At 69.0% G+C, this 22,949-nt stretch carries 39 protein-coding genes; 4 read left to right on the top strand and 35 right to left on the bottom strand.

Features of this window, described 5'->3' with window-relative positions; translation table 11 throughout:
• Positions 1–97: 97 nt before the first annotated feature.
• From AOZ06_RS13080 to AOZ06_RS13035, 10 genes are all read right to left on the bottom strand, one after another.
• Positions 98–451 (bottom strand): hypothetical protein, encoded by a 354-nt coding sequence (locus tag AOZ06_RS13080; protein ID WP_054289627.1) that lies wholly within the window; start codon positions 449–451, stop codon positions 98–100.
• A gap of 3 nt (positions 452–454) precedes the next feature.
• Positions 455–829 carry a hypothetical protein gene (locus tag AOZ06_RS13075; RefSeq protein WP_054289626.1) on the bottom strand — a complete coding sequence of 125 codons (375 nt, stop codon included), beginning with the start codon at positions 827–829 and terminating at the stop codon, positions 455–457.
• Positions 830–845: 16 nt separating this feature from the next.
• A complete protein-coding gene (locus AOZ06_RS13070) occupies positions 846–1,694 on the bottom strand; it encodes a phage major capsid protein (RefSeq protein ID WP_218921981.1) in 849 nt (282 codons plus the stop codon).
• Positions 1,695–1,836: 142 nt separating this feature from the next.
• On the bottom strand, positions 1,837–2,538 hold the full coding sequence (locus AOZ06_RS13065) for a capsid assembly scaffolding protein Gp46 family protein (RefSeq protein WP_054289624.1): 702 nt from the start codon (positions 2,536–2,538) through the stop codon (positions 1,837–1,839).
• A gap of 28 nt (positions 2,539–2,566) precedes the next feature.
• Entirely contained in the window at positions 2,567–2,908 is a 342-nt protein-coding gene (locus tag AOZ06_RS13060; protein ID WP_054289623.1) for a hypothetical protein, read from the bottom strand.
• 44 nt (positions 2,909–2,952) lie between these two features.
• On the bottom strand, positions 2,953–3,180 hold the full coding sequence (locus AOZ06_RS13055; protein ID WP_054296615.1) for a hypothetical protein: 228 nt from the start codon (positions 3,178–3,180) through the stop codon (positions 2,953–2,955).
• 23 nt (positions 3,181–3,203) lie between these two features.
• Positions 3,204–3,440 (bottom strand): hypothetical protein, encoded by a 237-nt coding sequence (locus tag AOZ06_RS13050; protein WP_054289622.1) that lies wholly within the window; start codon positions 3,438–3,440, stop codon positions 3,204–3,206.
• Between the two features lie 187 nt (positions 3,441–3,627).
• Positions 3,628–5,430: a phage minor capsid protein gene (locus tag AOZ06_RS58855; RefSeq protein ID WP_063810027.1), complete on the bottom strand. Its 1,803-nt coding sequence runs from the start codon at positions 5,428–5,430 to the stop codon at positions 3,628–3,630.
• Positions 5,430–5,705 (bottom strand): hypothetical protein, encoded by a 276-nt coding sequence (locus AOZ06_RS13040; RefSeq protein WP_054289621.1) that lies wholly within the window; start codon positions 5,703–5,705, stop codon positions 5,430–5,432. The genes AOZ06_RS58855 and AOZ06_RS13040 overlap by 1 nt, the downstream gene beginning before the upstream one ends.
• Positions 5,702–7,285, bottom strand: coding sequence for a phage portal protein (locus tag AOZ06_RS13035; protein WP_054289620.1), 1,584 nt, complete (start codon positions 7,283–7,285; stop codon positions 5,702–5,704). Before AOZ06_RS13035 ends, AOZ06_RS13040 begins: the two co-directional genes overlap by 4 nt.
• A gap of 99 nt (positions 7,286–7,384) precedes the next feature.
• Between AOZ06_RS13035 and AOZ06_RS13030 the strand changes: the two genes are divergently transcribed.
• On the top strand, positions 7,385–7,738 hold the full coding sequence (locus AOZ06_RS13030; RefSeq protein ID WP_054289619.1) for a hypothetical protein: 354 nt from the start codon (positions 7,385–7,387) through the stop codon (positions 7,736–7,738).
• Here the strand turns inward: AOZ06_RS13030 and AOZ06_RS13025 are convergent.
• A complete protein-coding gene (locus AOZ06_RS13025; RefSeq protein ID WP_054289618.1) occupies positions 7,691–8,971 on the bottom strand; it encodes a PBSX family phage terminase large subunit in 1,281 nt (426 codons plus the stop codon). The two genes, AOZ06_RS13030 and AOZ06_RS13025, sit on opposite strands and share 48 nt — an antisense overlap.
• Positions 8,968–9,525 carry a hypothetical protein gene (locus tag AOZ06_RS13020; RefSeq protein ID WP_054289617.1) on the bottom strand — a complete coding sequence of 186 codons (558 nt, stop codon included), beginning with the start codon at positions 9,523–9,525 and terminating at the stop codon, positions 8,968–8,970. Before AOZ06_RS13020 ends, AOZ06_RS13025 begins: the two co-directional genes overlap by 4 nt.
• Positions 9,526–9,570: 45 nt before the next feature.
• Between AOZ06_RS13020 and AOZ06_RS58850 the strand changes: the two genes are divergently transcribed.
• From AOZ06_RS58850 to AOZ06_RS13005, 3 genes are read left to right on the top strand one after another with little or no spacing between them, the layout of a single operon-like run.
• A complete protein-coding gene (locus AOZ06_RS58850; RefSeq protein WP_218921980.1) occupies positions 9,571–9,858 on the top strand; it encodes a hypothetical protein in 288 nt (95 codons plus the stop codon).
• Between the two features lie 31 nt (positions 9,859–9,889).
• Positions 9,890–10,279 (top strand): HIT family protein, encoded by a 390-nt coding sequence (locus AOZ06_RS58845; RefSeq protein ID WP_257721469.1) that lies wholly within the window; start codon positions 9,890–9,892, stop codon positions 10,277–10,279.
• The gene (locus AOZ06_RS13005; protein WP_236952196.1) at positions 10,272–10,766 is read left to right on the top strand and encodes a nucleoside 2-deoxyribosyltransferase domain-containing protein; all 495 of its coding nucleotides are present in this window, start codon (positions 10,272–10,274) and stop codon (positions 10,764–10,766) included. The genes AOZ06_RS58845 and AOZ06_RS13005 overlap by 8 nt, the downstream gene beginning before the upstream one ends.
• 6 nt (positions 10,767–10,772) lie before the next feature.
• On the opposite strand, the gene AOZ06_RS57720 is transcribed toward AOZ06_RS13005, so the two are convergent.
• The 23 genes from AOZ06_RS57720 to AOZ06_RS12900 form a co-directional block, all read right to left on the bottom strand.
• Positions 10,773–10,943 (bottom strand): hypothetical protein, encoded by a 171-nt coding sequence (locus AOZ06_RS57720; protein ID WP_169798910.1) that lies wholly within the window; start codon positions 10,941–10,943, stop codon positions 10,773–10,775.
• Positions 10,944–10,955: 12 nt separating this feature from the next.
• Entirely contained in the window at positions 10,956–11,498 is a 543-nt protein-coding gene (locus tag AOZ06_RS56190; protein WP_054289615.1) for a WhiB family transcriptional regulator, read from the bottom strand.
• Positions 11,495–11,923: a RusA family crossover junction endodeoxyribonuclease gene (locus tag AOZ06_RS12995; RefSeq protein WP_054289614.1), complete on the bottom strand. Its 429-nt coding sequence runs from the start codon at positions 11,921–11,923 to the stop codon at positions 11,495–11,497. The genes AOZ06_RS56190 and AOZ06_RS12995 overlap by 4 nt, the downstream gene beginning before the upstream one ends.
• Positions 11,916–12,491 carry a hypothetical protein gene (locus AOZ06_RS12990; protein ID WP_054289613.1) on the bottom strand — a complete coding sequence of 192 codons (576 nt, stop codon included), beginning with the start codon at positions 12,489–12,491 and terminating at the stop codon, positions 11,916–11,918. The genes AOZ06_RS12995 and AOZ06_RS12990 overlap by 8 nt, the downstream gene beginning before the upstream one ends.
• Positions 12,491–12,706 (bottom strand): hypothetical protein, encoded by a 216-nt coding sequence (locus AOZ06_RS12985; RefSeq protein WP_157232992.1) that lies wholly within the window; start codon positions 12,704–12,706, stop codon positions 12,491–12,493. Before AOZ06_RS12985 ends, AOZ06_RS12990 begins: the two co-directional genes overlap by 1 nt.
• Positions 12,703–13,560 (bottom strand): hypothetical protein, encoded by an 858-nt coding sequence (locus tag AOZ06_RS12980; protein WP_054289611.1) that lies wholly within the window; start codon positions 13,558–13,560, stop codon positions 12,703–12,705. Before AOZ06_RS12980 ends, AOZ06_RS12985 begins: the two co-directional genes overlap by 4 nt.
• Complete coding sequence (locus tag AOZ06_RS12975; protein WP_054289610.1) at positions 13,553–13,858, bottom strand: hypothetical protein; 306 nt, start codon at positions 13,856–13,858, stop codon at positions 13,553–13,555. The genes AOZ06_RS12980 and AOZ06_RS12975 overlap by 8 nt, the downstream gene beginning before the upstream one ends.
• Positions 13,855–14,445 carry a hypothetical protein gene (locus AOZ06_RS12970; protein ID WP_054289609.1) on the bottom strand — a complete coding sequence of 197 codons (591 nt, stop codon included), beginning with the start codon at positions 14,443–14,445 and terminating at the stop codon, positions 13,855–13,857. The genes AOZ06_RS12975 and AOZ06_RS12970 overlap by 4 nt, the downstream gene beginning before the upstream one ends.
• 72 nt (positions 14,446–14,517) lie before the next feature.
• Positions 14,518–15,153: a hypothetical protein gene (locus tag AOZ06_RS12965; RefSeq protein ID WP_054289608.1), complete on the bottom strand. Its 636-nt coding sequence runs from the start codon at positions 15,151–15,153 to the stop codon at positions 14,518–14,520.
• The gene (locus AOZ06_RS12960) at positions 15,150–15,401 is read right to left on the bottom strand and encodes a hypothetical protein (RefSeq protein ID WP_054289607.1); all 252 of its coding nucleotides are present in this window, start codon (positions 15,399–15,401) and stop codon (positions 15,150–15,152) included. The genes AOZ06_RS12965 and AOZ06_RS12960 overlap by 4 nt, the downstream gene beginning before the upstream one ends.
• On the bottom strand, positions 15,398–15,793 hold the full coding sequence (locus AOZ06_RS12955; protein WP_054289606.1) for a hypothetical protein: 396 nt from the start codon (positions 15,791–15,793) through the stop codon (positions 15,398–15,400). The genes AOZ06_RS12960 and AOZ06_RS12955 overlap by 4 nt, the downstream gene beginning before the upstream one ends.
• Entirely contained in the window at positions 15,790–17,094 is a 1,305-nt protein-coding gene (locus AOZ06_RS12950) for a hypothetical protein (RefSeq protein ID WP_054289605.1), read from the bottom strand. Before AOZ06_RS12950 ends, AOZ06_RS12955 begins: the two co-directional genes overlap by 4 nt.
• Before the next feature lie 74 nt (positions 17,095–17,168).
• Positions 17,169–17,720, bottom strand: coding sequence for a hypothetical protein (locus AOZ06_RS12945; protein WP_054289604.1), 552 nt, complete (start codon positions 17,718–17,720; stop codon positions 17,169–17,171).
• On the bottom strand, positions 17,717–18,661 hold the full coding sequence (locus tag AOZ06_RS12940; protein WP_054289603.1) for a hypothetical protein: 945 nt from the start codon (positions 18,659–18,661) through the stop codon (positions 17,717–17,719). Before AOZ06_RS12940 ends, AOZ06_RS12945 begins: the two co-directional genes overlap by 4 nt.
• The gene (locus tag AOZ06_RS12935; RefSeq protein ID WP_054289602.1) at positions 18,658–19,128 is read right to left on the bottom strand and encodes a hypothetical protein; all 471 of its coding nucleotides are present in this window, start codon (positions 19,126–19,128) and stop codon (positions 18,658–18,660) included. The genes AOZ06_RS12940 and AOZ06_RS12935 overlap by 4 nt, the downstream gene beginning before the upstream one ends.
• Positions 19,129–19,187: 59 nt before the next feature.
• On the bottom strand, positions 19,188–19,562 hold the full coding sequence (locus AOZ06_RS12930) for a hypothetical protein (protein ID WP_054289601.1): 375 nt from the start codon (positions 19,560–19,562) through the stop codon (positions 19,188–19,190).
• Positions 19,555–19,905 (bottom strand): hypothetical protein, encoded by a 351-nt coding sequence (locus tag AOZ06_RS12925; RefSeq protein ID WP_054289600.1) that lies wholly within the window; start codon positions 19,903–19,905, stop codon positions 19,555–19,557. Before AOZ06_RS12925 ends, AOZ06_RS12930 begins: the two co-directional genes overlap by 8 nt.
• On the bottom strand, positions 19,902–20,288 hold the full coding sequence (locus AOZ06_RS12920; RefSeq protein ID WP_225954840.1) for a hypothetical protein: 387 nt from the start codon (positions 20,286–20,288) through the stop codon (positions 19,902–19,904). The genes AOZ06_RS12925 and AOZ06_RS12920 overlap by 4 nt, the downstream gene beginning before the upstream one ends.
• A 184-nt stretch (positions 20,289–20,472) precedes the next feature.
• Complete coding sequence (locus tag AOZ06_RS12915) at positions 20,473–21,465, bottom strand: CRISPR-associated protein Cas4 (RefSeq protein ID WP_054289599.1); 993 nt, start codon at positions 21,463–21,465, stop codon at positions 20,473–20,475.
• Positions 21,465–21,653 carry a hypothetical protein gene (locus AOZ06_RS12910; RefSeq protein WP_054289598.1) on the bottom strand — a complete coding sequence of 63 codons (189 nt, stop codon included), beginning with the start codon at positions 21,651–21,653 and terminating at the stop codon, positions 21,465–21,467. The genes AOZ06_RS12915 and AOZ06_RS12910 overlap by 1 nt, the downstream gene beginning before the upstream one ends.
• A complete protein-coding gene (locus tag AOZ06_RS12905) occupies positions 21,650–22,462 on the bottom strand; it encodes a recombinase family protein (RefSeq protein WP_054289597.1) in 813 nt (270 codons plus the stop codon). Before AOZ06_RS12905 ends, AOZ06_RS12910 begins: the two co-directional genes overlap by 4 nt.
• Entirely contained in the window at positions 22,459–22,614 is a 156-nt protein-coding gene (locus AOZ06_RS56185; RefSeq protein WP_157232991.1) for a hypothetical protein, read from the bottom strand. The genes AOZ06_RS12905 and AOZ06_RS56185 overlap by 4 nt, the downstream gene beginning before the upstream one ends.
• Complete coding sequence (locus AOZ06_RS12900; protein ID WP_157232990.1) at positions 22,614–22,901, bottom strand: hypothetical protein; 288 nt, start codon at positions 22,899–22,901, stop codon at positions 22,614–22,616. Before AOZ06_RS12900 ends, AOZ06_RS56185 begins: the two co-directional genes overlap by 1 nt.
• Positions 22,902–22,949: the final 48 nt, after the last annotated feature.

Genomic DNA, 22,949 nt, shown 5'->3' with positions numbered 1-22,949 from the left:
TTCCTCCAACCCCCGGTCAGTGTAGAGGTAGCCCCGGCCCGGTTGTGGCCCACCTTCCCCAGGTCGACCGCCACAAGGGCCGGGGCTACCAGTCTGGTTACTCGCCGAGCTTCTCGTCGATCGCGGCCAGCAGCGCGGCCGGTGACAGCTCGTCGGTGTCGATGTTGAGCTCCCCGGCCTGCTTGCGCAGCTCGGCCACCTTCGCGTTGATCCGCTCGGTGAGCTCGGCAACGGTGCCGCCGGTGTCCAGGCCGAGCGCGGTCGCGTCGGCCTGTAGCCGTTCCTTGTTGGTGAGCGGCTTCTCGGCTGGCTCGTCAACGAACGGCGAGCCGTCCTCGGCGACCCGGACGAGTTGACCCTTGACCAACCGGTCCTCGATCGCCTCGTGCAGCGGGAGGTCGTGCGGCCACACCGTCCCACCCTCGCCCTTGAGGTAGATCGTGTCGGCCACCGGTCACACCGCCTTCGGCAGCACGAACGCCGTGATCGTGCCCGCGTGAGCGGTCTCGATGTCGACGTGGATGCGCCCGTCGGCCTGGATGAATCGGCCGCTTTCCAGCGGGCCGATCCACTGCACGCCGGTGGTCGCAGCGACCGACACAGAGAGGTCGCCCTGCCCTGCGGCGATTGCGGGCGGGTAGGCACCCGCCTTGACCACGACCGGGTGCGCGGAGCCGTGCGTGTTGGTCACGCGCAGCACCATGCGATCCGACGGGGCCGCCGCGATGTAGTGCCCGTTCCCGGCACCGGGATTCACCGCAGTGCCAGCAGGATCGGCAAGGTTGCCGTTGCCGATGAACTTGGACTGTGGAACTTCGGTACGTGCCACTGGGGTGATCCTCCGATCAGGTCTGCGAGACGGTCGCGACCGCCAGGCACTCGGGGCGGATGACCTTGGCGCCGTACACCGCCAGGCCCTTCACGGCGTCCGAGAAGGTGTCGTGTGGCCTGTAGCCCTCGGTCTTGTTGATCTGCTCGGCGAACGTGATGGCCGCGCCGACCCCGGCCTGAACGACGTAGTCGTCACCGGTCGGGTTGGGGCAGTTGTTCGACTTCAGGATGTCGAATCCGGCTGCGCGACCGACGATGCCGTTGCGCAGGCCCTGCTCAGTGCCTGACTCGTTCACCTTGATGAACCGCGGGTCGAGCAGGCCACGGCCGTGCAGCCATGGCGGAGCGACGCAGTATCGGCCTTCGGACGGGACGTTGGCCTCGTCGAGCTTCACCGACAGCGGCACGAGCACCTTGTCGTAGAAGTCTGTCGGCGTGGCGACCGGAACCGAGATGGTCCCCAGGTTGTTCGCCGCGATCGTCTGCGTGTACAGCGACGCAACGAACTGGTCAACCACGTCCGCCAGCGCGTACGCGGCCTCGCTCATCGTCTCGGAGACGATGTTTCCCTGCGCCTGCCGGATGTTGATGTCGTCGACGTCGAACGCGAAGTACTTCTGCTGATCGACGACGAGGACCCGCTGCGCGTCGGTCAGCTGCTCGCGCACGATCGGCGTGCCCGCGCTGTAGGTCTTGACGGTGGGGCGACCCACGCTGTTGATGCGAACGGTGTCGCCCGCCTGGCCGATCTCACCGTCGTAGTTGCGGTTGATCACACCGGCCTGGCCGTACACCAGGGTCTTGCGCAGTGCCCGGAGCAGAGCAGCGCTCCAGATTTCCGGGATCATGCGGTCGTATGCCACGGTGGTTACTCCTCTCCGCGTGGCTTTCTTTCCTGCCCGCGGAGTTCGGGCGGATACCTCCGTGTCCTCGATGGAGTGATCGAGGGGGTTTGCCTCCGTGCACGACGGTGGCCGGGCGGTGTAACCGCCCGGCCGTCCGTGTTTAGGTGAGGCGCCCCTCTGCCATTGCGAGGGGAAGATCGTCGGCGACCGCGGCGAGTTCGTCTGGGCTCATCTTCGAGAGCTGGTCCCGTGTGTAGCGCCGTTTGCCGTCGCCGGTGTTGCTCTGCCGGTCACCGCCAGATGCTGCGGGAAGCGGCGCTCCCGCCTTCCACTCGGGAAACTCGGCCACCTTGGCGTTGACCGCGGCCTGGATCGCGGCGTCCACCGCCGACGGATTCGCCGCGTCGACGTCCTTCAGCACAGCCGGGATGTCGAGCATGCCCGCGAGGGTGTCGACGCGCTCCGGCTTGATCTGCGCCGCCGAGATGAACGAGCGCGCGGTCGCGGTGTTCGCGCGGGTCTGCGCCTGCTCGGTGATCTGCTTGGCTTGTTCGAGTACCTGCTCGGCGGTGACCTTCCCGTCGCCCTCGGGTTTGGTGCCGAACATCCCGGCGAGCTTCTCGCCGAACGACTTTTCGATGGCGGACTTCTGCTTTTCGAGCCGATCGTTGATGATCCGATCGAGGTCGGTCTGCGTGAACGTCTTCGCGGCGTCGTTGGCGGGCGGCGTGCCCGGCTGGCCGGTCGCAGACTGGCCACTGGCCGGAGGCGTGGGCGGCGCAGGTACCGCCGCAGGCGGCTGGCCACCCTGCGGGTCGGTGCTCGGCGCGGGCGGTGTGGGGGAAGGTGCTCCGTCAGACATGAGGCCGAGACTGCGATCGGGGTGTTACTCAGATGGCGAGAACGCCCACGGTCATGGACGTGGCGCTGTCGAAGTTGAGGTAGACGCTGCCGTCCGCCTGGCGGTACTCGGGCCCATACGGTCCCGCGATGACGGTGGCGCCTGCGGCGACGGTGACGGTCTTGTCGGTGACTGCCTGGCCGTCCACAGTGACCGGGATGTCGACGGTCATGGTGTGGCTGGACGCGTCGGCGTTCTTGACGACGACCAGCTCGGTGCCGTCGCTCTTGTAGAACATGCCGTTGGGCGACGCGCTCGCGTCGACTGCGGCGAGCGCGAGCGCCGCGCCGCTCCGGACGGGGGTCTGCCTGGTGATCTCGGTACGTGCCATGACCGGGACAGTGCGGCCCGGCTGTCACCGAGCCGCACGACGAGTCAGTCCAGGACGGCGCGGACGAAGCAGTCCTTGGCCTCCAACAACTTCCGCAGACCGGCGGTCAGCTCCGGCCCGCTCGGAAGCTCGTCCGCCATCGCATGCGCGAGGTCGTGACACGCCTTGGATGTGGCCTGCAGGTGCTCGGGCAGGTGGTCGTAGTCGAAGAACTTGAGCAGGCTCGCAATGCCCTGGTGACGCGGCGGCTGGCCGTCAGTGAGTGCACTCATGGTTTCACTGTGGACGCTGTGTGTCACAGCCATGGTGTGAGGATGTGGACGACGAACCACAGCCAGAATGCGCCGAACACCGAACCGAGCCACCAGCGGCGCGGCTTGGCCGGTTCGATGCCAAGCCACCGACGGAGCGCGGCCGACAGTGTGCCGTAGTTCTTGCCTCGCGGATCCGCCTTCAGCCCGCGGATCTCCAGTACGGCGAACACACCAACGGTCACGGTGACGAACGCGGTCCACACCAGGTCCCAGTTCATGCGCGGACGATGGGGGCGCGCTGTCACTCTGGGATTGGGTTGCCTGCCGCGTAGCCCTGCCGCCACATCGTGGCGAGTACCCGCTCGCGCGCAGTGTCCCCCGGTGCGTATGGGTTGTCTGGTGGTTGCCGGTTCTCGGCTGCGGCTCGGCCAGCGTGCAGCGCCGCGCGCATCTCCGCTGCCGGTGTCATCGCAGCCAATCCTCTCCGCCCGTGCGGAACCTCGCACGCAGCGATCCCGTTGTGTCGCCGAGCAAGTCGGCGCGATACTGATCGTACGTGATCCGGCCGTTCGTGTCCCACCACTCTTTCAGCTCGTCCGATGCGTGCTTGCGTGCCCGGTCGGCAGGGCCGACGAACAGACTGTGCGGGTCGACTCCGGCGGCGCGGGCTGCTGGAGTGAGCAGCTGCCCGCGGGTCGCGTCTTCGGCGGCGATGTATCGGCGGTACACCTCGTCCCGGAACGCGTGGCGCGCCAACTCGTCGAGCCCGGCCCCGGTGTAGCCCTGTGACCGCAGGTCGGCAATCGCACGGTCGCGTCGTTGCCGCTCGACGGACCGGCCGAACACCTCGGCGATGGCTTCCTCTTCGGACGCTCCGCCGTTGATCAGCACGTCCAGCTGCGCCCAACGCTGCTCGTCGCGCTCGGCCTTGCGTGCGGCGGCGGCTTCGCGCCGTTCCATCTCGGCGACGATCGCGTCGAGGCGGTCGTAATCCTCGTGCTCGGTGGCCCTGGTGAGCCTGGCGTCGAGTTCCTCGGCGGTGGCCTTGCGCAGCGGCGGGAGACTGTTCTCGGCGTGCTCGCGCGCGAGCTGCTGCTCCGCGCCCGCGGGCAGGCCGACGGTCGGCGCCGGCCGGGCCGGTGCAGGCGGTGCCGCCGTGCGTCGTGGTGTCGGTGTGGTCGTCGCGCGTCGCGGTGCCGTGCCGTCAACGGGCCGCTCGCGGTCACCGCGGCGCAGTTGCCCGGTCGCTGCGGTGTGCTGGTTGATGGCGGCCGAGTTCGCCTTGAGCCGTGCCCGGAGCTTGCGCGCCGTGTCCGTGTCGCCGAACTGCTGCGCGGCGGCTAGGCGCCGCTTGAGCTCTCGCGACCGCCGTTCGAGCGCCCGCAACTGCTGCTGGTCCTCGTACCCCTCCGGGTTCTGCTCGGCCGGCCGGTGCACGTCGGTCAGCCCGATCACCACCGGGTCGGCACGGTGAGTGCAGTTCGGATGCCACAACCCGGCGGCACGCGCGTCCGCGATGGTGGCGGTGACCCGGCGGCCGTCCACGTCGGTGCCGACAGATCGGCCCGTGATGGAAAGCACCTCCCGCTCCCACGGGCGGCAGAGCGAGCACTCACGCGGCGAGTCCGAGATCAGCACCACGTCGACGCCCTCGACGGTCAGCTCGGCGAGCCCACCCTCGACGGCGGCCTGCTGTGCCGCGGTCCGGCCTGCCATGCGCGCGTACGTGTCGAGGTGCCAGCGGCGCCCGGCACGGTCTTCGAACCGGTCGTGTCCGGCCGCTAGCAACCGGTCGACGGTCTGCGCAATCGCCTCGCGGCGGGTGATCGTGCCCGTGGCCATCAGCGCTTCTGTCTGCGCCACGGCGAGCTGGTACAGGTCCACCTGGCGGCGCAGGACCGGGAGGTGTGTACCGCCGAGCTGAGAGACAAGCCATTCGAGCAGCTGCTGTACCAGGCCGGGCCGGGTGCCGAGCGCGACCGGGAGGTCCCGCGACGCGACTACTTGCCGGCCGAGCGTGTACGCCTCGTCCAGCGCGCGCGCGGCCAACTCCGGCACGGTGACGTCGAGCCGGGCCAGGATCGCGCGCAGTTCATCCCGCACTGACAGGACTTGCCGCGCCTTGACTTCCGCCCAGCCGTCTTGCTCGATCCCCTGCGCCAAGCGGCGAGCTACCGTGGCGAGCATCCGCTCTGCGGCGGCGTCCCAGGTGTCGAGTAGTTGCTTGAGGACGTCGGCTGCGGCGGTCGGGTCGACACCACGTGCCATCAGTCGTCGAACGTCTCGGGCGCCGCATCGGCGCCCGGTTCCGGTGTGCCGGGCTCGACGTCCCGCACGAACGTGCCGAGATCTGAGAGCACCCGCCACGCGACCGCGCGCGCTTGCGCTTCGTTCAGCGTCTGCTTACCGAGCACCGCGTTGGTCTCCTGCTCGACCGCTTTCGCGGTGACGTTCTGCACGCCTTCCACCCACTGCAGCGTGGGGACAAGGTCACCGAGGATCTTGCCCAGTTCGGCGAGCGTCGGCGTTTTCGGTGCGGTCATTGGTCGTCGTCCTCCGGCTCAGGCTCAGGCTCAGGCTGGGGTGGCTGGTTCTGGATCGGCTTGGCCCACACCGGGGGTTCGTGCCCGGTCGGCGGCGGCGCGGTCAGCGCGGCGTCCTCCTTGGCCAGCCGCTTAACCTCGTCACCGACCTGGGTCTTGTCCCACTCGGGGTGCGCCATCTGGACCGCGATTTCCGTCGACAGTGCACGAGCCTGTCGGAGGGTGTTGATCACGTTCGCGGTTTCCATCGGGTCGGCTTGGTCGGTCTCGCGCCACGTCAACGTGGGGCGGGCCTTCGGTTTGGGGCCGCCGAACACGGCCGCGCCGATCAGCATCAGCGTTTCCGGCACGCGCTCCGCTGCTGGCCGGACGTAGCGGCGCTTGCGGTCGCGCGTCCGGTAAGACCGGTGATCACGCCTGCGCATCGCGGTGCCGGACAGCTGTCCGTCCACGTGCATGCCCATGGTTTGCGGCGAGTACCCGGCGCGGCTGGTGATCTGCTCGGCCAGCGCCATGCACGTCTCGTAGTGCTCCTTGACACGGATGAGGAACTGCACCAACGTGATCGGCGCGGGCTTGCCGGCGTCCTCGGCCGGGATGTCGAGTGGTACGAACACCTTGGCGTCGGTGTCGAATGCCTTCGCCGGGGTTGTGTTCTGGCGACGCCCGAAGCCCCATTTGCCTCCGCTGCTGCTGGCCTGTGAGACGGGGTCGAGCATCTCCTTGGACAGCAGAACCCTGGCCTTGCCGAGCTCGATGTCCCGCATCCACGAATCCCACGCCTCATCCAGCGCGTCAAGCATCGTTTCGAGGCCCTGGAGGTCAGAGCGGCCGAGCGGCAGACGGTCGAGCGGTTGCGGCAGGTCATTCGGGACGTAGTCGACGAGCAGCCCGCCGTCCGGCCGAACGCTGGTCGTGTCGATGACCGGTTCGAGGTGCTCTGTGGCCGGGTGCTCGGTCAGCGGCAGAAGCTGCCCGGTGTTGCTGGTCGTGCCGAGCCACAGTTCGTGTCGGATCTGCCCCCGCTCGTGGTGTTCCAAATGCCGCCAGGCTTCCGCGTCCTTGCGGCGCTTCCAATGATCCGGCGCGGGCAGCTCGTCCACAAAGGTCACGGAGTGCAACACGCCGTATCGGAACTCCGGCAACGCCTCGTCGGCCCGCACGGTAGTCAGCAAAGGATGTCCAGCAGTGTTCTTGTCCCACACAGGCCGGAGGTAGACCCCGCCCAGCGCCGCCGATATCTCGCCAGCTTCGAGCAGTGTGTTGGCCCACCCGATGGTTTGGGCGAGGTCGTCCCACGCCTTCTGCGTCGCGGTGTCGTCCTCGAACTCGATCACTGGCGTGTCGCCACACACGAGCTCGGCGCTCGTGCGCGCGATGTCCGCTGCGAGCGGGAGATGCATCTCGCGGTCGCCAGGTTTCGCGGCGCGGCGCGCCCAGTACCCGCCGGGCGCCGTGCATGGGGTGCGGGTGCGGAGCTCGTCGAGGTCGCCGGACCACCAGGCGGCCCACGACTGCCAGCGGTGGCGCATGCGGTCGTGACCAAGCGGCGGCCAGAAGGAGTTCTCGGCGATCAGCACACGCGCGACAGTCCACCCCTGGTGTCACGCGTAACGCGTTGGTGATCCACACAGATACCCCGATGCTGGGCACCAACTACCTTCCCCGGGGGTTTACCCATGTCGCCTCGTGCGTTCGTCGCCGCTGCTGGCGGTGCACTTGTCGTTGTCGGTCTGCTGCTGCTCGCCGTGTTCGGCGTGTCGGCAACCGCCGAGGTCGAGAACCCCTACTCCGGTGTCGAGCGGGCGCAAACGTGGGAGTGCGGAACGGTACTTGCTCCGGATCGGCCGGCCGATCCGATGAAGTGGAGTCCGGAGCAGGAAACCGCTTGCGTGGACGCGTTCAGCACACGGCAGGCGTGGGGCTGGTTGCTGGGTGGCATGGGCCTGCTTGCTCTGGTGGGATCCGTGGCGATCCGGACGCAGTCACGCCGCGTCGGCAAGCCCGCCGTCGGCGGCGGCGAGCTCGGGTAGCCACGCGCGCCACACCCCGCGGGCGGCCTGCACGCCGTAGCGCAGCATGTCGCACCCGTGGTCATTCTCCTTCTTCGGCTTCTCCTCGCCCTTCGCGAGTGCTTCGTCGTCCCACACGTAGCCGCAGAGCTGTTCCCAGAGGACCGGGCATTGCTCGGCATCGACGTACAGGCGGCGCCCACCGAACAGTGACGCGGTGTTGCGGATGCCCGTCTCGACCCGGTTGTCTGCCGAGCGCAGGCCCGGCCAGCCGTCGGCGCGCATCTGGGTTCGAAGTGACGCGGCCGACGGGTCGAGCGCCACGACCGGTTCGAGACCGACGTCGGCCAGCTCTTGCTGTGCCCACTCGGCTAGGCGCTTGCTGATCGCGGCGTCCGTGAGCTGGCCTTTCGCCCGGCCGTCGTGCTCCCATTCGGACACCACGTACAGGCCCGGCGTGCCGGCGTCGTCGGTCGCGAGCACGATCAGCCCGGCGTGCGTGGGGTTGCTCGTGCCGTAGTCCAGCGCGATCCACACGGCCAGCCACCGGTCTTTGCTCGGTGCTGGTCGGCAGTGGACGGTGTCGTCGAGCAGGTCGTAAATCGCGCCCTCGGCCGCCACCCACTGGCCCAAAATGAAGCGCTTGAACCAGAGCCCGACGTATTGGGCCTTGTACTGGCGCTTCTTCTCCTCCGGGATGCCGGGGTTGTCGTCGAGCACGAAGTGCCACGACTTGAGACCGAGATCCGGCTCGGTGTGCTCCTTGGCGAGAAAGTTCTTCTTGAACCAGTGCGCCGGGCTGTCCGGGTTCGTCGTACCGAACAGCTTGGCGCCCGGCACGGACAAGCGGGCAAGGAGCTGGTTCCAGAACGCTTCCGGCAACAGCGTGATCTCGTCGACGTAGGCGCCCGCGAGCGTGAGACCACGGATCTTGCCTTCGGACTTGGCGTCGTTCGCGCCGACGACGTGCACGAGGCGGCCCAGGATCCGGCACGTTGGCGCGCCGCGGTTGAAGGCGATGGCGCCGGGTGCCAGGTCGGCGATGACGTCCAGCACGTTGCGGGCGACGGTGTCGCGGGTCTTGCCGATGATCGCGAGCGGCCCGGCCGGGGCGGTGCGCACATACATCAGCCAGCGCACGATGGACGCCACGGTCTTGCCGGACCGGATGCTGCCTTCCCAGACGTTGATGGAGGCTTCGGCGTCGAGGATGCTGTTTTGCTGCTTGACTGACAGCGCGCCGTCGCTGGTCACGGGGCCTCGTCGATGGCCTGCTCCCGGGCGACGCGTGCAGAGCGGAGCGACCGCTCGAACTGCTCCAGCAGCCCGGACGCCTGGCCCGCGCCGGCCTGTTCGGCTTCGAGCCGGGCGAGCTCGACCGACTTGGACGAGGCGACGCCAATCGCGCTCATGATGTCGCGCCACTCGCGCGGCCCGGTCGGGACGACGGTGTGCTCGACCGACTCGCCCGCGAACTCCCCGGCGACCTTCACGACGTGCAGGTGCCGGACGTTGCCGAACATGCGCTCGCGCAACTCCTGCGCGTCGCCGAGCAGGTCGACCTGCAGCTGTGCGCGCCGAGCGGCGGCGTTCGCGGTCTTGACCTCGGTGGCGGCCCGGGTCTGCTCGTGACCGTCCTTCCACGCGTCCGCCAGGCCGTTCTCCTTAGCAACGGTCTGCACGGTCGCGACACCGACGCTGTGCCTCGCGGCGATCTTGCGGTATGACCCGTCGGGCGTGCCCGCGGTGCGCCGGATGTCCTCGGCGATCTCCGCGCGCTTCTCGTCGGGCAGCCTGGACGACCTCACGCGGGTGATGGTCAGGTAGGACTGTCACCGGCTACGGTGTCGAACGTGCGTTCGAAGCATCAGGCGGATGGTCCCCTGCGGTACCGGTTCGGACCGGGCACGCGGGTCACCGAGGTCTACCCCGAGACGTGCAAGAACGGGCACCCGCACGAACCTGGCAAGGTCACCAAAGGCTGGTCGACGCCGTTCGTCTGGATCTGCTGCGACCGGTGCCGCGCCGAAGGGCTCCCCAACGACACGACCTACCTACTGCCGCCACCACACGAGGAGGTCATGCGGCAGTGGCGAGAGTGGAACACCCAGCAGCAAAGAGGACACGGGAAACACCTGTAATTACGAGGCCGTACGACCCGATAATTCATGCGTGCCAACAGATTCCATACCCCACTGTCCGTTCTGCTCGATCGCGCAAGGACACGCTCCCGCTGTGATCATGCGGGAGTGGCCGGACGCCCTGGCTATCCGGCCACGGCGCGGTGGCGTGCACGCGGCTCACGCTCTGGTGATCCCGCGCGTGCATGTGGCGGACGCGGCCGAGGACCCGATCGTGACCGGTGCCGTGATGGCCCGTGCCGCGGAGCTGCTGGCCGAGCACACCGACGGCAACCTGATCACCAGCCGCGGTGTCCACAGCAGCCAGACGGTCTACCACCTGCATGTGCACGTCGTGCCGAGATCCGAGAGTGACGGCTTGCCGCTGCCGTGGACACGTCAGCAACAGGACCGGGCTGCACGGGCGGTGGCGTGTGGCTGAGTATGAGCTCGTGATGGCACGGGAACCCATCCCCGGCATGCGGTCGGTGTTCCTGGCCGGTCCGTCGTCGGGCGCGGTCAGGTGGCGAGACGACGCGTTAGCCGAGATCGATCGGCAGTTGACCGGGATGGAGTTCTACTACGGCGAGCTGGCGGTGTTGTCCCCGGAGTCGCGCGGCGGCCGTCGCGCGCGGCACTATCGCGATCAGTTCGAGTGGGAGACGCGCGCCAGGTACCGGGCGACCGTGGTCATGTTCTGGATTCCGCGCGACCTGTCGAGCGCGCCCGGGTTCACGACAAACGTCGAGTTCGGTGTGGACGTGAGCACGCGCCCTGACACGGTCGTGGCGGGCCTGCCGCTGGACTGTCCGAATCCCGAGCGCAACCGGTACCTCGAACACCTGGCGAACATCCGGGGCGCGGCGGTCAAGCGGACGTTGTCGGAGACCGTGGCCGCTGCGCTGCAAATCGCCGCCCGCGTCCCGTAGCAGCGGTCACCCTTCCTGCTGTGCGCGACGCGTCCCATGCTTGCCCTCGCGGCGTTCTCGGCGGCGGATGCGGCGCTTGACCTTGCTGGCCGCGCCCGCCCGCCGGAACGACGTGAGGTACCGGCGCCACCGGCTGTGCACGTCCTGCTCGTCGGCGTTGATCGATCGGCGCTTCACGTGTCCTCCAGGTCATGCCGCGAGCGGCTGGTCGACCGGCGCGGCGCGGCGGTGCTCGGGCAGGTCCGGCAGGGGTAGCAGGTACTGCCCGGGTGCGAGGAGATGCCGGCCGATCCGGACCGGGGCGGCGAGGATGTGCGCGGGCGGCCAGCCGAGCCCGCGGGCGCGTGCTTTCGCGCGTGCCTTGGCGCGGCGTTCGGCTTCGTACAGCGCGTGCGCGTGCTTGCAGTCCGGGCACGTGCACCCGTGCTTGACCCGCCGGGCGTTGGTGCCGTGCTCGGGCAGCATCGCGGGCACGGGGTAGCCGTACTCGGCCGCGACCGTCTTGCGGTCGGCCCGGTCGAGTCCTCCCCAGATTCCCCAGGGTTCGCCGCGTTCGAGCGATCCGAGCGCGCACGCGAGCCGGACCGGGCACGCCGAGCAGATCGCGCGGCACGCGACCGCCTGCTCGCCCTGGGCCTCGATCCAGTCCAGTTCGGGGAACAGCTGGCACAGGCCGTCGGTGTGCCAGTCGGGGATGTTGCGCGGGATCCGGGGTGGCTCGGTGGTCGTCATCGGGTGACCTCCACGGTGAGCCACAGTCGACGGTCGCCCGGTCCGGGGTGGATGACGGGCGCGAGTTTGGTCATGTGCTCGGGGGTGTCGTCGGGGACGAGTTCGAGCCCGACCCAGTCCCGGCGGGGGCCGCGGGCGAGTGCGTCGCACGCGGCCTTGAACGTCGGGTAGAGGTTGTCGGCGTCGCGGCGCCGGTTGTCGCCGGGCCGGTAGTGCAGTTGCACGGTCAGGTGCTGGCACTGCGGGATGCCCGCGTCGTTGGCCGTGTTGGCGACCAGTTCGCGGACGTTGCGGATCCGGTGCGCTTCGGCCCGCCAGTGCAGGCGCATGTTTGCGGTGAGCGGCGGCACCATCGCGCCCCGACGGGTCGGGATCATCGGGACGTCGATCTCGTACACGGTCGGGGCCGCGGTGGTGTCAGGCATGCGGGTCCTCGATTCCGTGTTCGGCTAGCAGCGCGCGCAGGCGGTCGGCTTCCCGTTCGGCTCGCTGGCGTGCGGCGTGCGGGGTGAGGCCGTCCGGCTTGACGACGATCAGCGCGTACGTCTGGCCGGTGTCCTGGTCGGTCGCGGGGAATTCCAGGTAGTTCACGGCGTCGGTGTCGCGCAACGCGGGGATGAACGCGGCCAGCATCATGCGTGCCATCTCCTGGGCGGCGTCGAGCGATCCGCCGAGTCCGAACTCGAGTCCGCCGTCCGGGTGCTCGCTGATGCGGTTGAGCGTTGACGGGTCGTCGGTGGGCTCGTCCTCGGGTGCGGGCTTGAGCGGTCGGCGCGCGATGCGGCGCCGGGCGGCGTTGAGCAGGCGGACGGCGTCGGCCTGGTCCTGGTCGTCGCGGAGCACCACGGACCCGGCACCGTCCGAACCGTGCTGGCCGGACATGAGCAGCGCGCCGCCGAGCGCGGCGTCGAGCAGGCCACCGACGGCGCCGAGGAGGTCGAGGCTGATGCCACGGGGGATGTGCGCTACGACGGTGCGCTTGGTGTCGGTCATCAGGCGACCTGCTTCCTCTGGGCCTGGTGAGTGTGGTGCCCGCCTGCCTTGTGCGCGGGCATCGGCGGGAGCGGTCGCGTGTGGCCGCTCCCGCCGATGCCGTTCTCGTACACGCGCAGGACTTCGCACCCACCACAGCCGGGACATGGTGTGGTCCACCGGTTCGGCGTGACGGTGTTGAGGAGTTCACCGAGGTACGGCACGGTGGCGGTCATGGCGTGGCCTCGGTCGCGCACGTGTCGTACGGCTGGCGTGGCCATGTCACGGTGAGCTGGTAGCCGACGCTCGCGTTCTGCTGCGCGGTCGAGGTGCCGGTGTGGTCGTCGCGGTGCCGTTCGGGCTCGTCGCACTTGATGCCGGTCGCGCCTTCCACGGCGCCGCAGAGCGTCGGCTCCGGCTTGAGGCTGTCCAGGATGGCCGTCAGGTCGGCGCCCAGCTTGGCGAGTGTCTGCTGGATCTCGGCGTGCTGTTGCGGGGTGAACTGATCCAAGGGGCCCCACGTCTTGTGTACGGGGATGGCGCAACAGCACGCGCCACACACGAGCGGCTGCGTGGCTGGTGCGTCGTCGCGCCACCATCGGTCGACGGTGCGGGGCGGTGGCGGATCGTCCGAGCCGTCAGGCTGCCACTGCTCGACGGCGTCCGCCCAGAGTTCTTTCTGGACGGTCTCCAGTTGCTTCGTCACGTAACGCCAGTTGACGTAGAGCCAGATGCAGCCGAGCAGTTCGCGGTACGCGGCAATCTGCTGGTCCCGTTGCTCGACCTGCTCGACGAGTGCGGCGTTGTCCCGCTCTGCTTCACGCCAGCGGCGCCGGACCCGGGTGAGGTGGTCCTCGCCGGGTGACGAGAGGTCAGGTTCGATGTGCAGGACGACGGTGTTCGGCCCGTCGGTGTGCTCGTCGAGGTACTCGCGGGCGTACTGCTCGACGGTGCACGGTGCGATGCCGTCGACCGGGCAGCCCTGCGCGGCATGGGTCTTCAGGACGTCGGCGAAGCGAGCCGCGGTCCTTGTGTGGCCGAGCAGGCGCGCCACGCTGGCGGCCTGCTGCAACACGGTCTGGTCAGGCACGGGTGTTCTCCTCGTCGGCGAGGGCGAGCAGCTGGCGGGCGAAGTCGACGAGCTGCTCGCGGTCGAACCGGCGGTTCGTGATGCCGTTGCGCTGGTCGGCGCCGAACGTGTTGACGGTGACCGTGTAGTCGCCGTCGGTGGCGCGGGTGAAGTTCGCGCGGCAACCCCACGAAAGGTCCCAGCCGACCGTGGTGGACTCGGGTGGCCACTCCTGGTCCCAGTCGTCCTCTTGGTATTCGTGGGTGGTCTCGGGGTCGCCGTGAACGTCGCGGACTTCGGGTTCCTCGGTGATCGTCACAGGACCGGTTCCCCTGCGCTCGTACGCGCCGTGACCGCGAGCTCGGTTTCTCGTGGCGACCACGGGCCGTCGTAGACGTCGTCGTCTTCGCCATGTTCGAGGGTGCAGTTGGCCGCACAGTCGTGATCGGCCTGCTGTGTGCCCAACACGTCCAGCTGGCCGCGGAGGCGTTCCACTTCGGACAGCAGCCACTCGACGTCCGCCCGGCTGTGCGCGATGAACTCGGCGTCGGGGTTGCGAATGCCGGTCAGGTCGGCGCGGTACACGCGCTGGTCCTTGCGGCTGGTCGCGGTCGGACACACCTCGTACCGGGCGAGGTGCTCGGCATCGGCCAGCGTGCCGGGCTCACCGTTGGTGAACGGTCCCCAGTCGCCTTTGCGGTCCTCGATCGGGCCGGGCTTGCGTCCCTGCGCGAACATGGGTTGCGCGCCTTGCATGCCCCAGCGGCGAAAACCCATCACGACCCAGCGGCCCCAGTACTTCGTGGCCAGGCTGATGTGCCGGGTGTCGGTGTTGCCTTCCCACATCCACGGGCCGGGGGTGGCCGCTGCGGCGCGGGCTTTGATCTCGTCGAGCTGGTCGGTCACGGGTGGTGTCTCCCTGGTGGGGTGGTGGTCCCGCCGGGGGAAGCTCGGCGGGACCACCTGCTCGGGTGGTTGTCAGGCGGCGGGTTCCTGCTCGGCGTCGCAGCACGGGCAGGAGTCGGTGAGGCGGTAACCGTGGCGGCAGTCGGTCTGCTCGGCGAGCTTCCGGCCGGGGCCGTCGAGGAAGTAGCGCGGCCACTTCCGGATGTCGGCCGCGGTGATGGGTCGTGCGAGCACGGACACGGGCGGGATGCCGCCGTCGAGCGCGGCGCGGTCGGTTGCGGCGGGCCCGTGAACCGGGCAGGGATCGACGGTCACGGGTGCGCCGCACTGCGAGCAGACGATGCATTCGACGTGCGGGTCCCAGATCTCGACGTACCCGGCGGGTGCGTCGACGAGGGCGAGGGACCGCGCGAGGCGGGCACGCGCCGCGGCGAGTTCCTCCTCGCGGAGGATGGTGTCGAGGGTTCGGCCGGCCGCTCGCCACCGCCAGACGGCGAGGGCGGCCAGGCCGACGGCGGCGAGTCCGCCGAAGGTCCAGGCGGGCGCTTTGCCTGCGGCTTCACCAATCGCGAGCCCGAACAGGGTCGCGATGCCGCCGACGAACAAGGTCAGGGCGAGCATGGCGAGGTAGCCCTGCACCTGCTCCCAGAGGTCGCCGAGTTCGGTCCACATGAGGTGCCGGTCGCGGCGGGTGTGCCGAGCGCTCATCGGGCCACCTGCCAGTGTCCGTCTCGCTTCCCGTAGTGGACACCGTCGATCGTGAACCCGGTCAGGTCCTCGACCTCTGGGTCGCTGAGGGTGTGCGCACACTCATGGCACAGCGTCGTGTCCACCACGGTGTTGACGAACACCTGCTCGGCGATCTCGTCGGCCGAGAGGCCGGTCGTGTCGAGGATGATCTCGCCGTACCCGCCCGCCGCGATCGAGAATGCGGCGGTGATCTTCTGCGTGCTCATCGGGCACCGCCGGGGATCTCGTCGCTGTAGACGCCGGGCACGTCGCCTTTGTCGTAGCGGTGGAACTTGCGCGCCGCGACGTAGCGGGCTTCCCGCTCGCTCCAGTGCTCGGCGAAGTCGTCGCCGCAGTACGAGCACGTGCCGTCGTCGTCGCGGACGGGCGGGTCGCCGAGCAAGAGCGGGTCTTCGATCTCGGCCAGGGCGGTGAACATGGCGCGGTACGCGTCGCGTGCGTCGTCGTCGAGGCGTCCGTTGTCCTGCAACCGGTCGCGACCGGCGGTCAAGTGCTTGTGGACGGTGTCGGCGTCGCCGCCCGCCAGGCCGAGCATGCGCTCGACCTGAGGGCGGACACGGGCGACGGCCGCGGCGAAGTTGTTCAGGGTCGCGGTCATCGGACGCCTGCGATCTGCATCGCGCGAAGCGTGTGCACGGTCGGCTGGTTCTTCAGGGCGGCGGAGGCGGCGGCGGGGGCGAAGCCGGTGAAGACCGCGACGGGCACGCCGTCCACGTTGCCGGTCACCTCGACGTGGACGCTTCCCTTGTAGACGGTGCGGGTCACGTTGGCGTTGTCGAGCCGGTAGAACCACGCGAGCAACGTGGCGGCGGCGTGCCGCTGGTTGCGGCTGCCGAGCTGCATCTTGACGAGCGGGGCGCCCATGGCCTGCGAGTCGAGCGAGCAAACCTCGCCGAGGTCGTGGTGTGTGTCGATGAAGTCGGCGACGGCGCGGGCGTTGTCGGTAATCGTGGCGTTGCGCCGCGGCTTCGGCTGCTCGCGCAGTGCCCGCGTGTGCAGGGCGTTGAGGATCTCGCGCCGCTGCCACGTCGGCCGGTCGGTCTGCGCACCCAGCTCGCGGCTCAGCGTGATGTCGTCCTGCCGGGCCAGGACGTTGCGGACGGTCTGGCGCCGCCTCTCCTCGGCCAGGGCGCGACCGTGCAGCTCGTCCATCACCGCCACGAGGCGCTCCCGGAGCCTCTCCTCGTGGATTCCGGAGTAGTCCGCCAAGCGCTCCACCAGGTCGGTGTACGTGCGGTTCAGCTCCTGGATCGTGAGCACCGGCAGGTCGCGGTTCCGTGCAGGCAGGGCACGCACTCGCTCTGCCCGCTGCTCGTTGAGGGCCAGGGCGCGACCGTGCAGCACGTTCATCACGTAGGCGACGTCCTGCCGGTTGCGCTCGGTGTCGTGCTCGGCCGGGTTGCTGCGTATGTCCGACGTGATCGCGTCGAGCCAGTTACCGATGGTCCGGGACTCGCTGGCCTGCACGTACTTCGCGAAGTGCTCGCTCGTCGCGGCTGGCGTCTCGACCGGCTGCTCGTCGGTGGGCATGTCGGCCTCGACGCCGAACAGCGCGCCCGCGTCGTGGTCGACCTGATCGGTGACGCGCAGGCCGAACAGCGGCTCGTCCGCGCCCTGATGCGGCGTCTCCGGCTGCTTGGTGACCTCTGCCAGCAGGTTCGCGAACACGGCGTTGCCGAGCTCGGTCAAGTTGGCGACGGATCCGTCGATGCACGAGAAAACGCCGGTGCACAGCCCTTTGCGCTCCAGCGCACGCAACGTGTTGCCGTGAGCGGTGAGCATGAACTCCGGGTGGCTCTGGGCGGTCAAGATCGCGGCGCGGTGTTGGGGTGAGAGCTCAGCGGCGATGTCCGCCGGGGCGCTGTTGCCGCTGGCCGGGCGGCTGGTGGTGGTCTGCATGTCGTCTCCCTTGGTGTCACCGTCAAAGTGAGCGTACTGCAAAGCGTAGTGCAAAGCAGTGCAAAGCGCGATACCTAGTTCGGAGAAGATCCCGATGCGGCGAGCGCGGCCTGCTCCCGTACGTCATGCACCCGACCACCCGACAACGGCAACCCTCGCGGGCCCGTGCACGGCTTGCCCTCGCCCGCCCGGCACGGCGGCCACTCGCAGCGCACGGCGTGCATGAGCCGTCGACGGGCTGTCTCGCCGTCGGCGATGTCCTGCGCGAGGTCCGGATCCTCGCCCGCACCGATCGCCTTCCGCGCCGCCAACGCCGCGAACACCCGGTCCACGCCAGCGTGGATCCGCTCAGGGTTGAACTCCGGCCGCTGCCGCGTGGCCGGTGGGTACCGGCGCTGATCCCGGTACCACTGGACGATGTCGGCGGGCATGATCGAGTCCCGCGACTCCCGGTACCGGGCCGACCGGTAGTACTCACCGAGCGCCGTCTCAGCCGCGGACATCGGCACGTCCTCCAGCGCCCGCGACCACAGCCGCAAAACGAACCCGTCGTCATCCGGCTCGACGAACCGCGAGTCCAGCACCTTCGCCATGACCAGCAGCTGCGCCGCTTCCTCGATCGTCACGCCGAAACACCACCCTCCAGCAACTTCCGCGACTGCTCGGCCGCCAACTCGGCCTTGACCCGCTCGACCTGGGCCATGAACCCGAGCGCCTTGTCGACCCGCTTCGAGCCCGTCGAGCCCTCGTGACGCGCGCCCGGGACACCGGAACGTACGCGTTCGGAACGCTCGTTCGTGCTGTTCGTGGTCTTGATGAGGTCGGCGACGAGGCTGGGGAGGACGCGGGGGCCGATGCCGGTTTTGGTTCGCCAGGTTTCCAGGGCGGTGGCGATTAGTGCGGGTTCGTACTGGCCGAGCAGGGTTGCGGCTTCGCGGGCGAGGGCGGTTCGGGTGTCGGCGGGGAACTCCGGGCCGATGACTTTGCCGACGAGCCGGTGCGCCTGGCCGGATCGTGGGCCTGTGGTGCCGGGGCCGGTGGGGATGTTGTCGTTGTGCTCGTGCGCGCGTTCTTGCTGAGCTGGAACGTAAGTAGGTAGATCTAGGTGGGTAGTACTATCTTTTAGCGCCTGGAAAACCGTCGTCGGGTTTCCAGTCTTCGGCTCGACCTGCGGTGTTACAGCGTTTTGGTGCGGGTACCCCTCGGGGGTATGCCCCGACGCCTGGTTTTCCGTCGTCGGGTTTCCAGTCTTCGGCTGGACCTGGGGAAACTCTGCGATGCAGGTTTCCGACGCCTGGAAAGCCGTCGCCGGGTGGACCAGCTGTTTTCTGGTGGCCCATCGGCCGGTCTGCGGGTCCTGGGCGCGGCGGGTGGTGATGTACCCGGTGATCTCCAGGGCCCGCAGGGATGCCCGTACGGCGTCGCGGCCTTCGCGGTGTGCTGGCCCGGCGAGGGCGTCTGCGGTGATCGGTGTGCCCTCGGGGAGGGTGCGGAGGTAGACGAGTAGCCCGAGGTCTCGATAGGACAGGCGTATGTCGTCGGTCGGCTGCTGGGTGGTGCTGGTCATGCTGCTGTCCTGTGTGTCTGGTGGCCTGCCCACTGGTCGACGTGGTGCGGCTCGCTGTTGAGGTGGTGGGCGATCTGCTCGCGGGTCAAGCCGCGGGCGCGGAGGCTTTCGATGACGTCGACGCGCTCGCGCGGGTTGAGGGCGCTCGCGGGCAGAGCGCCGCGAATGGCCATCTCGACGGCGAGCAGGTTGCTGCGGTAGTGGCTGGGTTTGCCGGGCACGAGTCCGAGCGGGTCGCCGTCGAGGCGTCGCACGGTGGTGAGGATGCCGCTACGGGTCTGGTCGGGGCTCGCGATGGCGGCGAGAATGACGATGATCGCGTCTTCGGTGTGGATGTCTCGGGGTGCGGTGAGGGAGCGGGCGGCGCCGATGGCGGCCTGTACGGCGGCGGGTCCTCCGAAGTGGACGGCGCCGACGATCTGCATGGCGAGTGAGGCGAGGTTGCTCGCGTAGGTGTTGCGGTCCATGGGGTGTGCTCCCGAAGTAGCGGGCCGCGCCCGGTGGAGCCTGGGCGCGGCCTGGTGGATCACTGGTGTGGGGCACGGGGTGATGGTGGGTCCGCGGTGCCACCTCGGACGCCGGACCACCACCTGTTACGCGAGGCTCGGCGGGACCGTTGCCGGGACGCGGTGGCGCGCAGGGGCTCCTCGACGATCCGGCCGGCGTGTGCCCACACGCCCATGACCGATGAGACGAGGTTGTGGTCGTACGGTGCGCTGAGTTCGCGGGCGACGAGCCGGTGCACGTCGTCGGCGGTGAACGGGCGGCCGTTGCGGGCGCAGACGGTGACGGCGAGCTCGACCACGTCCCGGTGGTCGCGGTGCCCGGTCGTCGACGCGGCGAGGTTGGCCTGCTGTCCGGCGTGCCGGTCGGTGAGGGCCAACGTGAGCTGGTCAGCCATAGAACACCACTCCTTCGAACACACCTCGGCCGCGCTCGTCGACGGGGTGCATGACCCAGCTGTATTCGTCGTCGCCGGGTGGGGCCGGGACGATCCGGTACAAGCCGGGTTTCGCGCCACTGAGGTACGTGTGCATGAGGTCTCCGAGGTCTCGAACCTCGTCGACAGTTGGCTGCTCGGTTTCGTATTCCGGCCGCGCTGCCATCTCGCATGCGTAGCCGAACTGGTACGGGTCGCCGTCGTCGAGGGCCAGGGCGAGGGCCTTGTGCGGGTCCAGCGTGCCGCGTACGAGGAACCCGTCCTCGATAAAGAAGTGCACGGCCGTCCGCTGTTTGGTGGTCATGTCCTGTCTCCCAGCAGGTTTCGCAGAGTGCGGAGGGCCTTTTCAGCCTTCAGCGCGCGGGTTCTCCACTCGTCCAGTGCCGCGGTGACCTTGTCCAGCTCGGCCAGGCGGGCGACCAGTTCGGCGAGGGTCAGGTCGCCGGTCGGTGCGGTGGTCGTCTTCTTGCCGCGTCGCGAGTTGTGCGCCTGTAGGTGCGGACGGATGGCGTTGACGTTCGGGCTGGTGTAGTCGCAGTGCTGGCAGCCGTAGACCGTGCTGCCGTCTCCGAGCAGCAGCGTGCGGGTCTGCGTCCACAGGACGGCGGCGCCGTCACGGGACTTGATCGGGGATGGGGTGGGCTCGTCGGCGATGACTTCGAGCCCACCCACCTGCGTTGCGGTCACGATGCGATCCTTTGCGGCCGTAGGGGTTGTGATGTCAGGTGCCACTGCGCGCAGTCAGGGCACTGGTAGTAGCGGGTTTCGAGGCGGCGCCCGCCGGGCCACGGACGGGACCAGATTGAGGTCAGCGCGGCATCGGCGGCTTCCTCGGTCCGGAACTGGCGTTTGCCCGACGGGCACCGCGCGCTCATGACTCGGTGCCCGGGAGGGGCACGAACACCAACTTGGTGCTCGTGCTCGGCTTGCGCGGCGGTTTCGCGTCGGCCTTGGCGTAGTCCTTCTCGACGAGCTCGTGGTCGAGAAGGTACGAGGTGCTGACCTGCCACACGAGTCCGTGGCCGTCGAGGCCCACGTCGAGAATGGACGACGTACCGGCCTCGTTGGGGCGGAGCGCGTCGAGCGCTCCCTTGGCTTCACCCTCTCGTTCCTTGGCCGCGGCTTTCTCGTCGCGCGCATCCCACAGCTTTTGCGCCCATGCGCGGGCGTCCGGGTCTTCGACGTACAGCACCGATCGCGGGTTGCGGTCCGGCGTGGCGCCGTCCCAACAGATCTTCTGGAATGGACAGTGCCCGCAGAACGCTGAGTCGGGCGCGTAGTCGCGGTTCAGCATCTCCGGTTCGACGCCGCGTACGGATTCGAGCCATGCCAACGCGTCCCGCACGTGCCGTATCTCGAATCGACCGGTCCACCGGTACAGCTCTCCGGTGTCGCGGGCGATGTAGTCGATGACGATCCGCCGGACCTTGACGCCCTGCTGTAGCAGCGCCGCGCAGTACCCGGCCGTCTGCCACAGGTGCGGCTTATCCGGCCCGTGCAGCTTGATGTGCTTGAGCCATAGGGACGTTGTGGTCTTGACGTCGATCAGGTCTCCGGTGTCGGCCTCGTACCGATCGAGGTGGCCCGGGATCCCGGCGAACACCACCGGGTGCTCAACGAGGTCATCCGGCCCGGCGGTCTCGGCGAGCCGCTGTTGCACGGCATCGTGTATCGCGGTGCCCATGACGGCCTGGAGGCTGCCGCCGGGATTGGACGGTTCGGTCCCGGCGAGCCGGTACCCTGCTCGCCGTTTGCACCCGCCGACCTCGGACCACCCGAGTTCCCGTTGCCGGGAGCGGGGCCGCGAACGGTCCCACTCCAGCAACAGGTCCGCGGTCGTCCGCTCGACTTCGGGCGTGGTCATCAGAACGGCGCCCGTTCACGGCTATCACGCAGCATCGCCTGTGCGCGAGACGCGGCCATTTGTGCGAGCTCGGCGGACTCGCCAACGTCTTTCCATGCGCGTTCGAGAGGAACGCTCACGGTCACGGTTACCCGCACGCCGTTCGGGTCGGTGATCGTGGACTCGAACGTCCACCCGTCCGCGCTCACAGTCGTTCCCGCTGCTGCTCGGCGGCGGGCGGCTGGCCGAACAGCGCGTCCGGCTCGTCGACGAGGTCCGCGTCGACCGGCTCGCCGTCGTTCGACCCCGTGTGCTGCCGGTCCATCTGGTCGAGCTCGGCGAGCATCGCGGCCTCGTCCTGCGCGAGCGCCTGGTGGTCCTCGCGCACCTGCTCGACGAGCGCCTCGTCCCGTTCGGACCGTTGCCGGTCGGTGCGCTCGGCAACCGCGGTTGCCAGCGTCGGCCCTTCCGGGTCGAGCTCGCCGGGTTCGGCGTCGGTGAAGCCGAGAGCAATCTCCGGACACAGGAACGTGCACGCGCGACCGGTGGCGCGCCACATGAGCATGCGCTCGGGGTGGTTCTGCCAGATGTCCTTTTTCGTCAAACCGGCGCGCTTGGCCTGGTCGATCGTGTACGTCTCGGTGTGCTCCTCACCTGTGTCGCCGCGCGTGACCTTGACCGTGGCGTGCTGGGCGTCGTTCTCCAGCACGGTGATGCGGTGCCCGGCCTTGCGTGCCAACGCCAACCAGGTCTGCCCGGCGAGGGACGGGCGGCCGTTGACGACGTACACGCCCTGCATGGCCTGCATCGGGGCGAGGCCGAGTTCCTGCCCGTACATCAGGATCACGAGCACGTCGGACGGCTTCCCGCGCAGGTCTTTCGGGATGAGGCTCGACACAGCGAGGTTCTTCGCCAGCCGGTAGGCGGTGTCGAAGTCGTTCTGTCGGCCGCCGAGCGCAATCGGCGCCTTGCGCGGCGCCTGCGCTGTCGTCGCGAGCTCGGTGCTGGGCGTGCTCATTTCTTTCCGTCCTTCGGGTTCTGGGGGTTGTTGGGCGCGTTGTCCTTGAGCAGCTGCTCGGCGCCCGTGGTGAGCTCGTGGTTGATGCGCTCCTGCTTGCCGAACACGGCGTCACTCGCCTTGTCGGAAAGCCACTTCGAAACGCGGCCCATCAGTCGGTCACCTCGACCAGCGGCAGACGCCCGGAACGCGGGTCGTGCTCCTCGATCACGCGGTCGATCACGTCCGGCGCGCACAAGCCACAGACGAGCTGGTCGTCGATCGGCTGGAACACATCCCGCCGCGGGCACACCGCCATGACCCGCACCGTGGTGATCGCGCCGACCTCGGCGCAGTACTCGCACTGCAATCCCGGCACCGGCCAGATCGAAACCTCGATCGACGGCGACATGAGCGCCTGAACCAGTTCGGGGACAGGGATGTCGTAGGCTGTGGTCATCGACTGCACCTCTTGGTGGGGGTGTGGTTGTGTCTCCCGAGAGCCCCG

Origin of the sequence: Kibdelosporangium phytohabitans (genome assembly GCF_001302585.1) — a bacterium.
Taxonomy (GTDB): domain Bacteria; phylum Actinomycetota; class Actinomycetes; order Mycobacteriales; family Pseudonocardiaceae; genus Kibdelosporangium; species Kibdelosporangium phytohabitans.
This window is presented reverse-complemented; position numbering and strand designations above follow the sequence as displayed.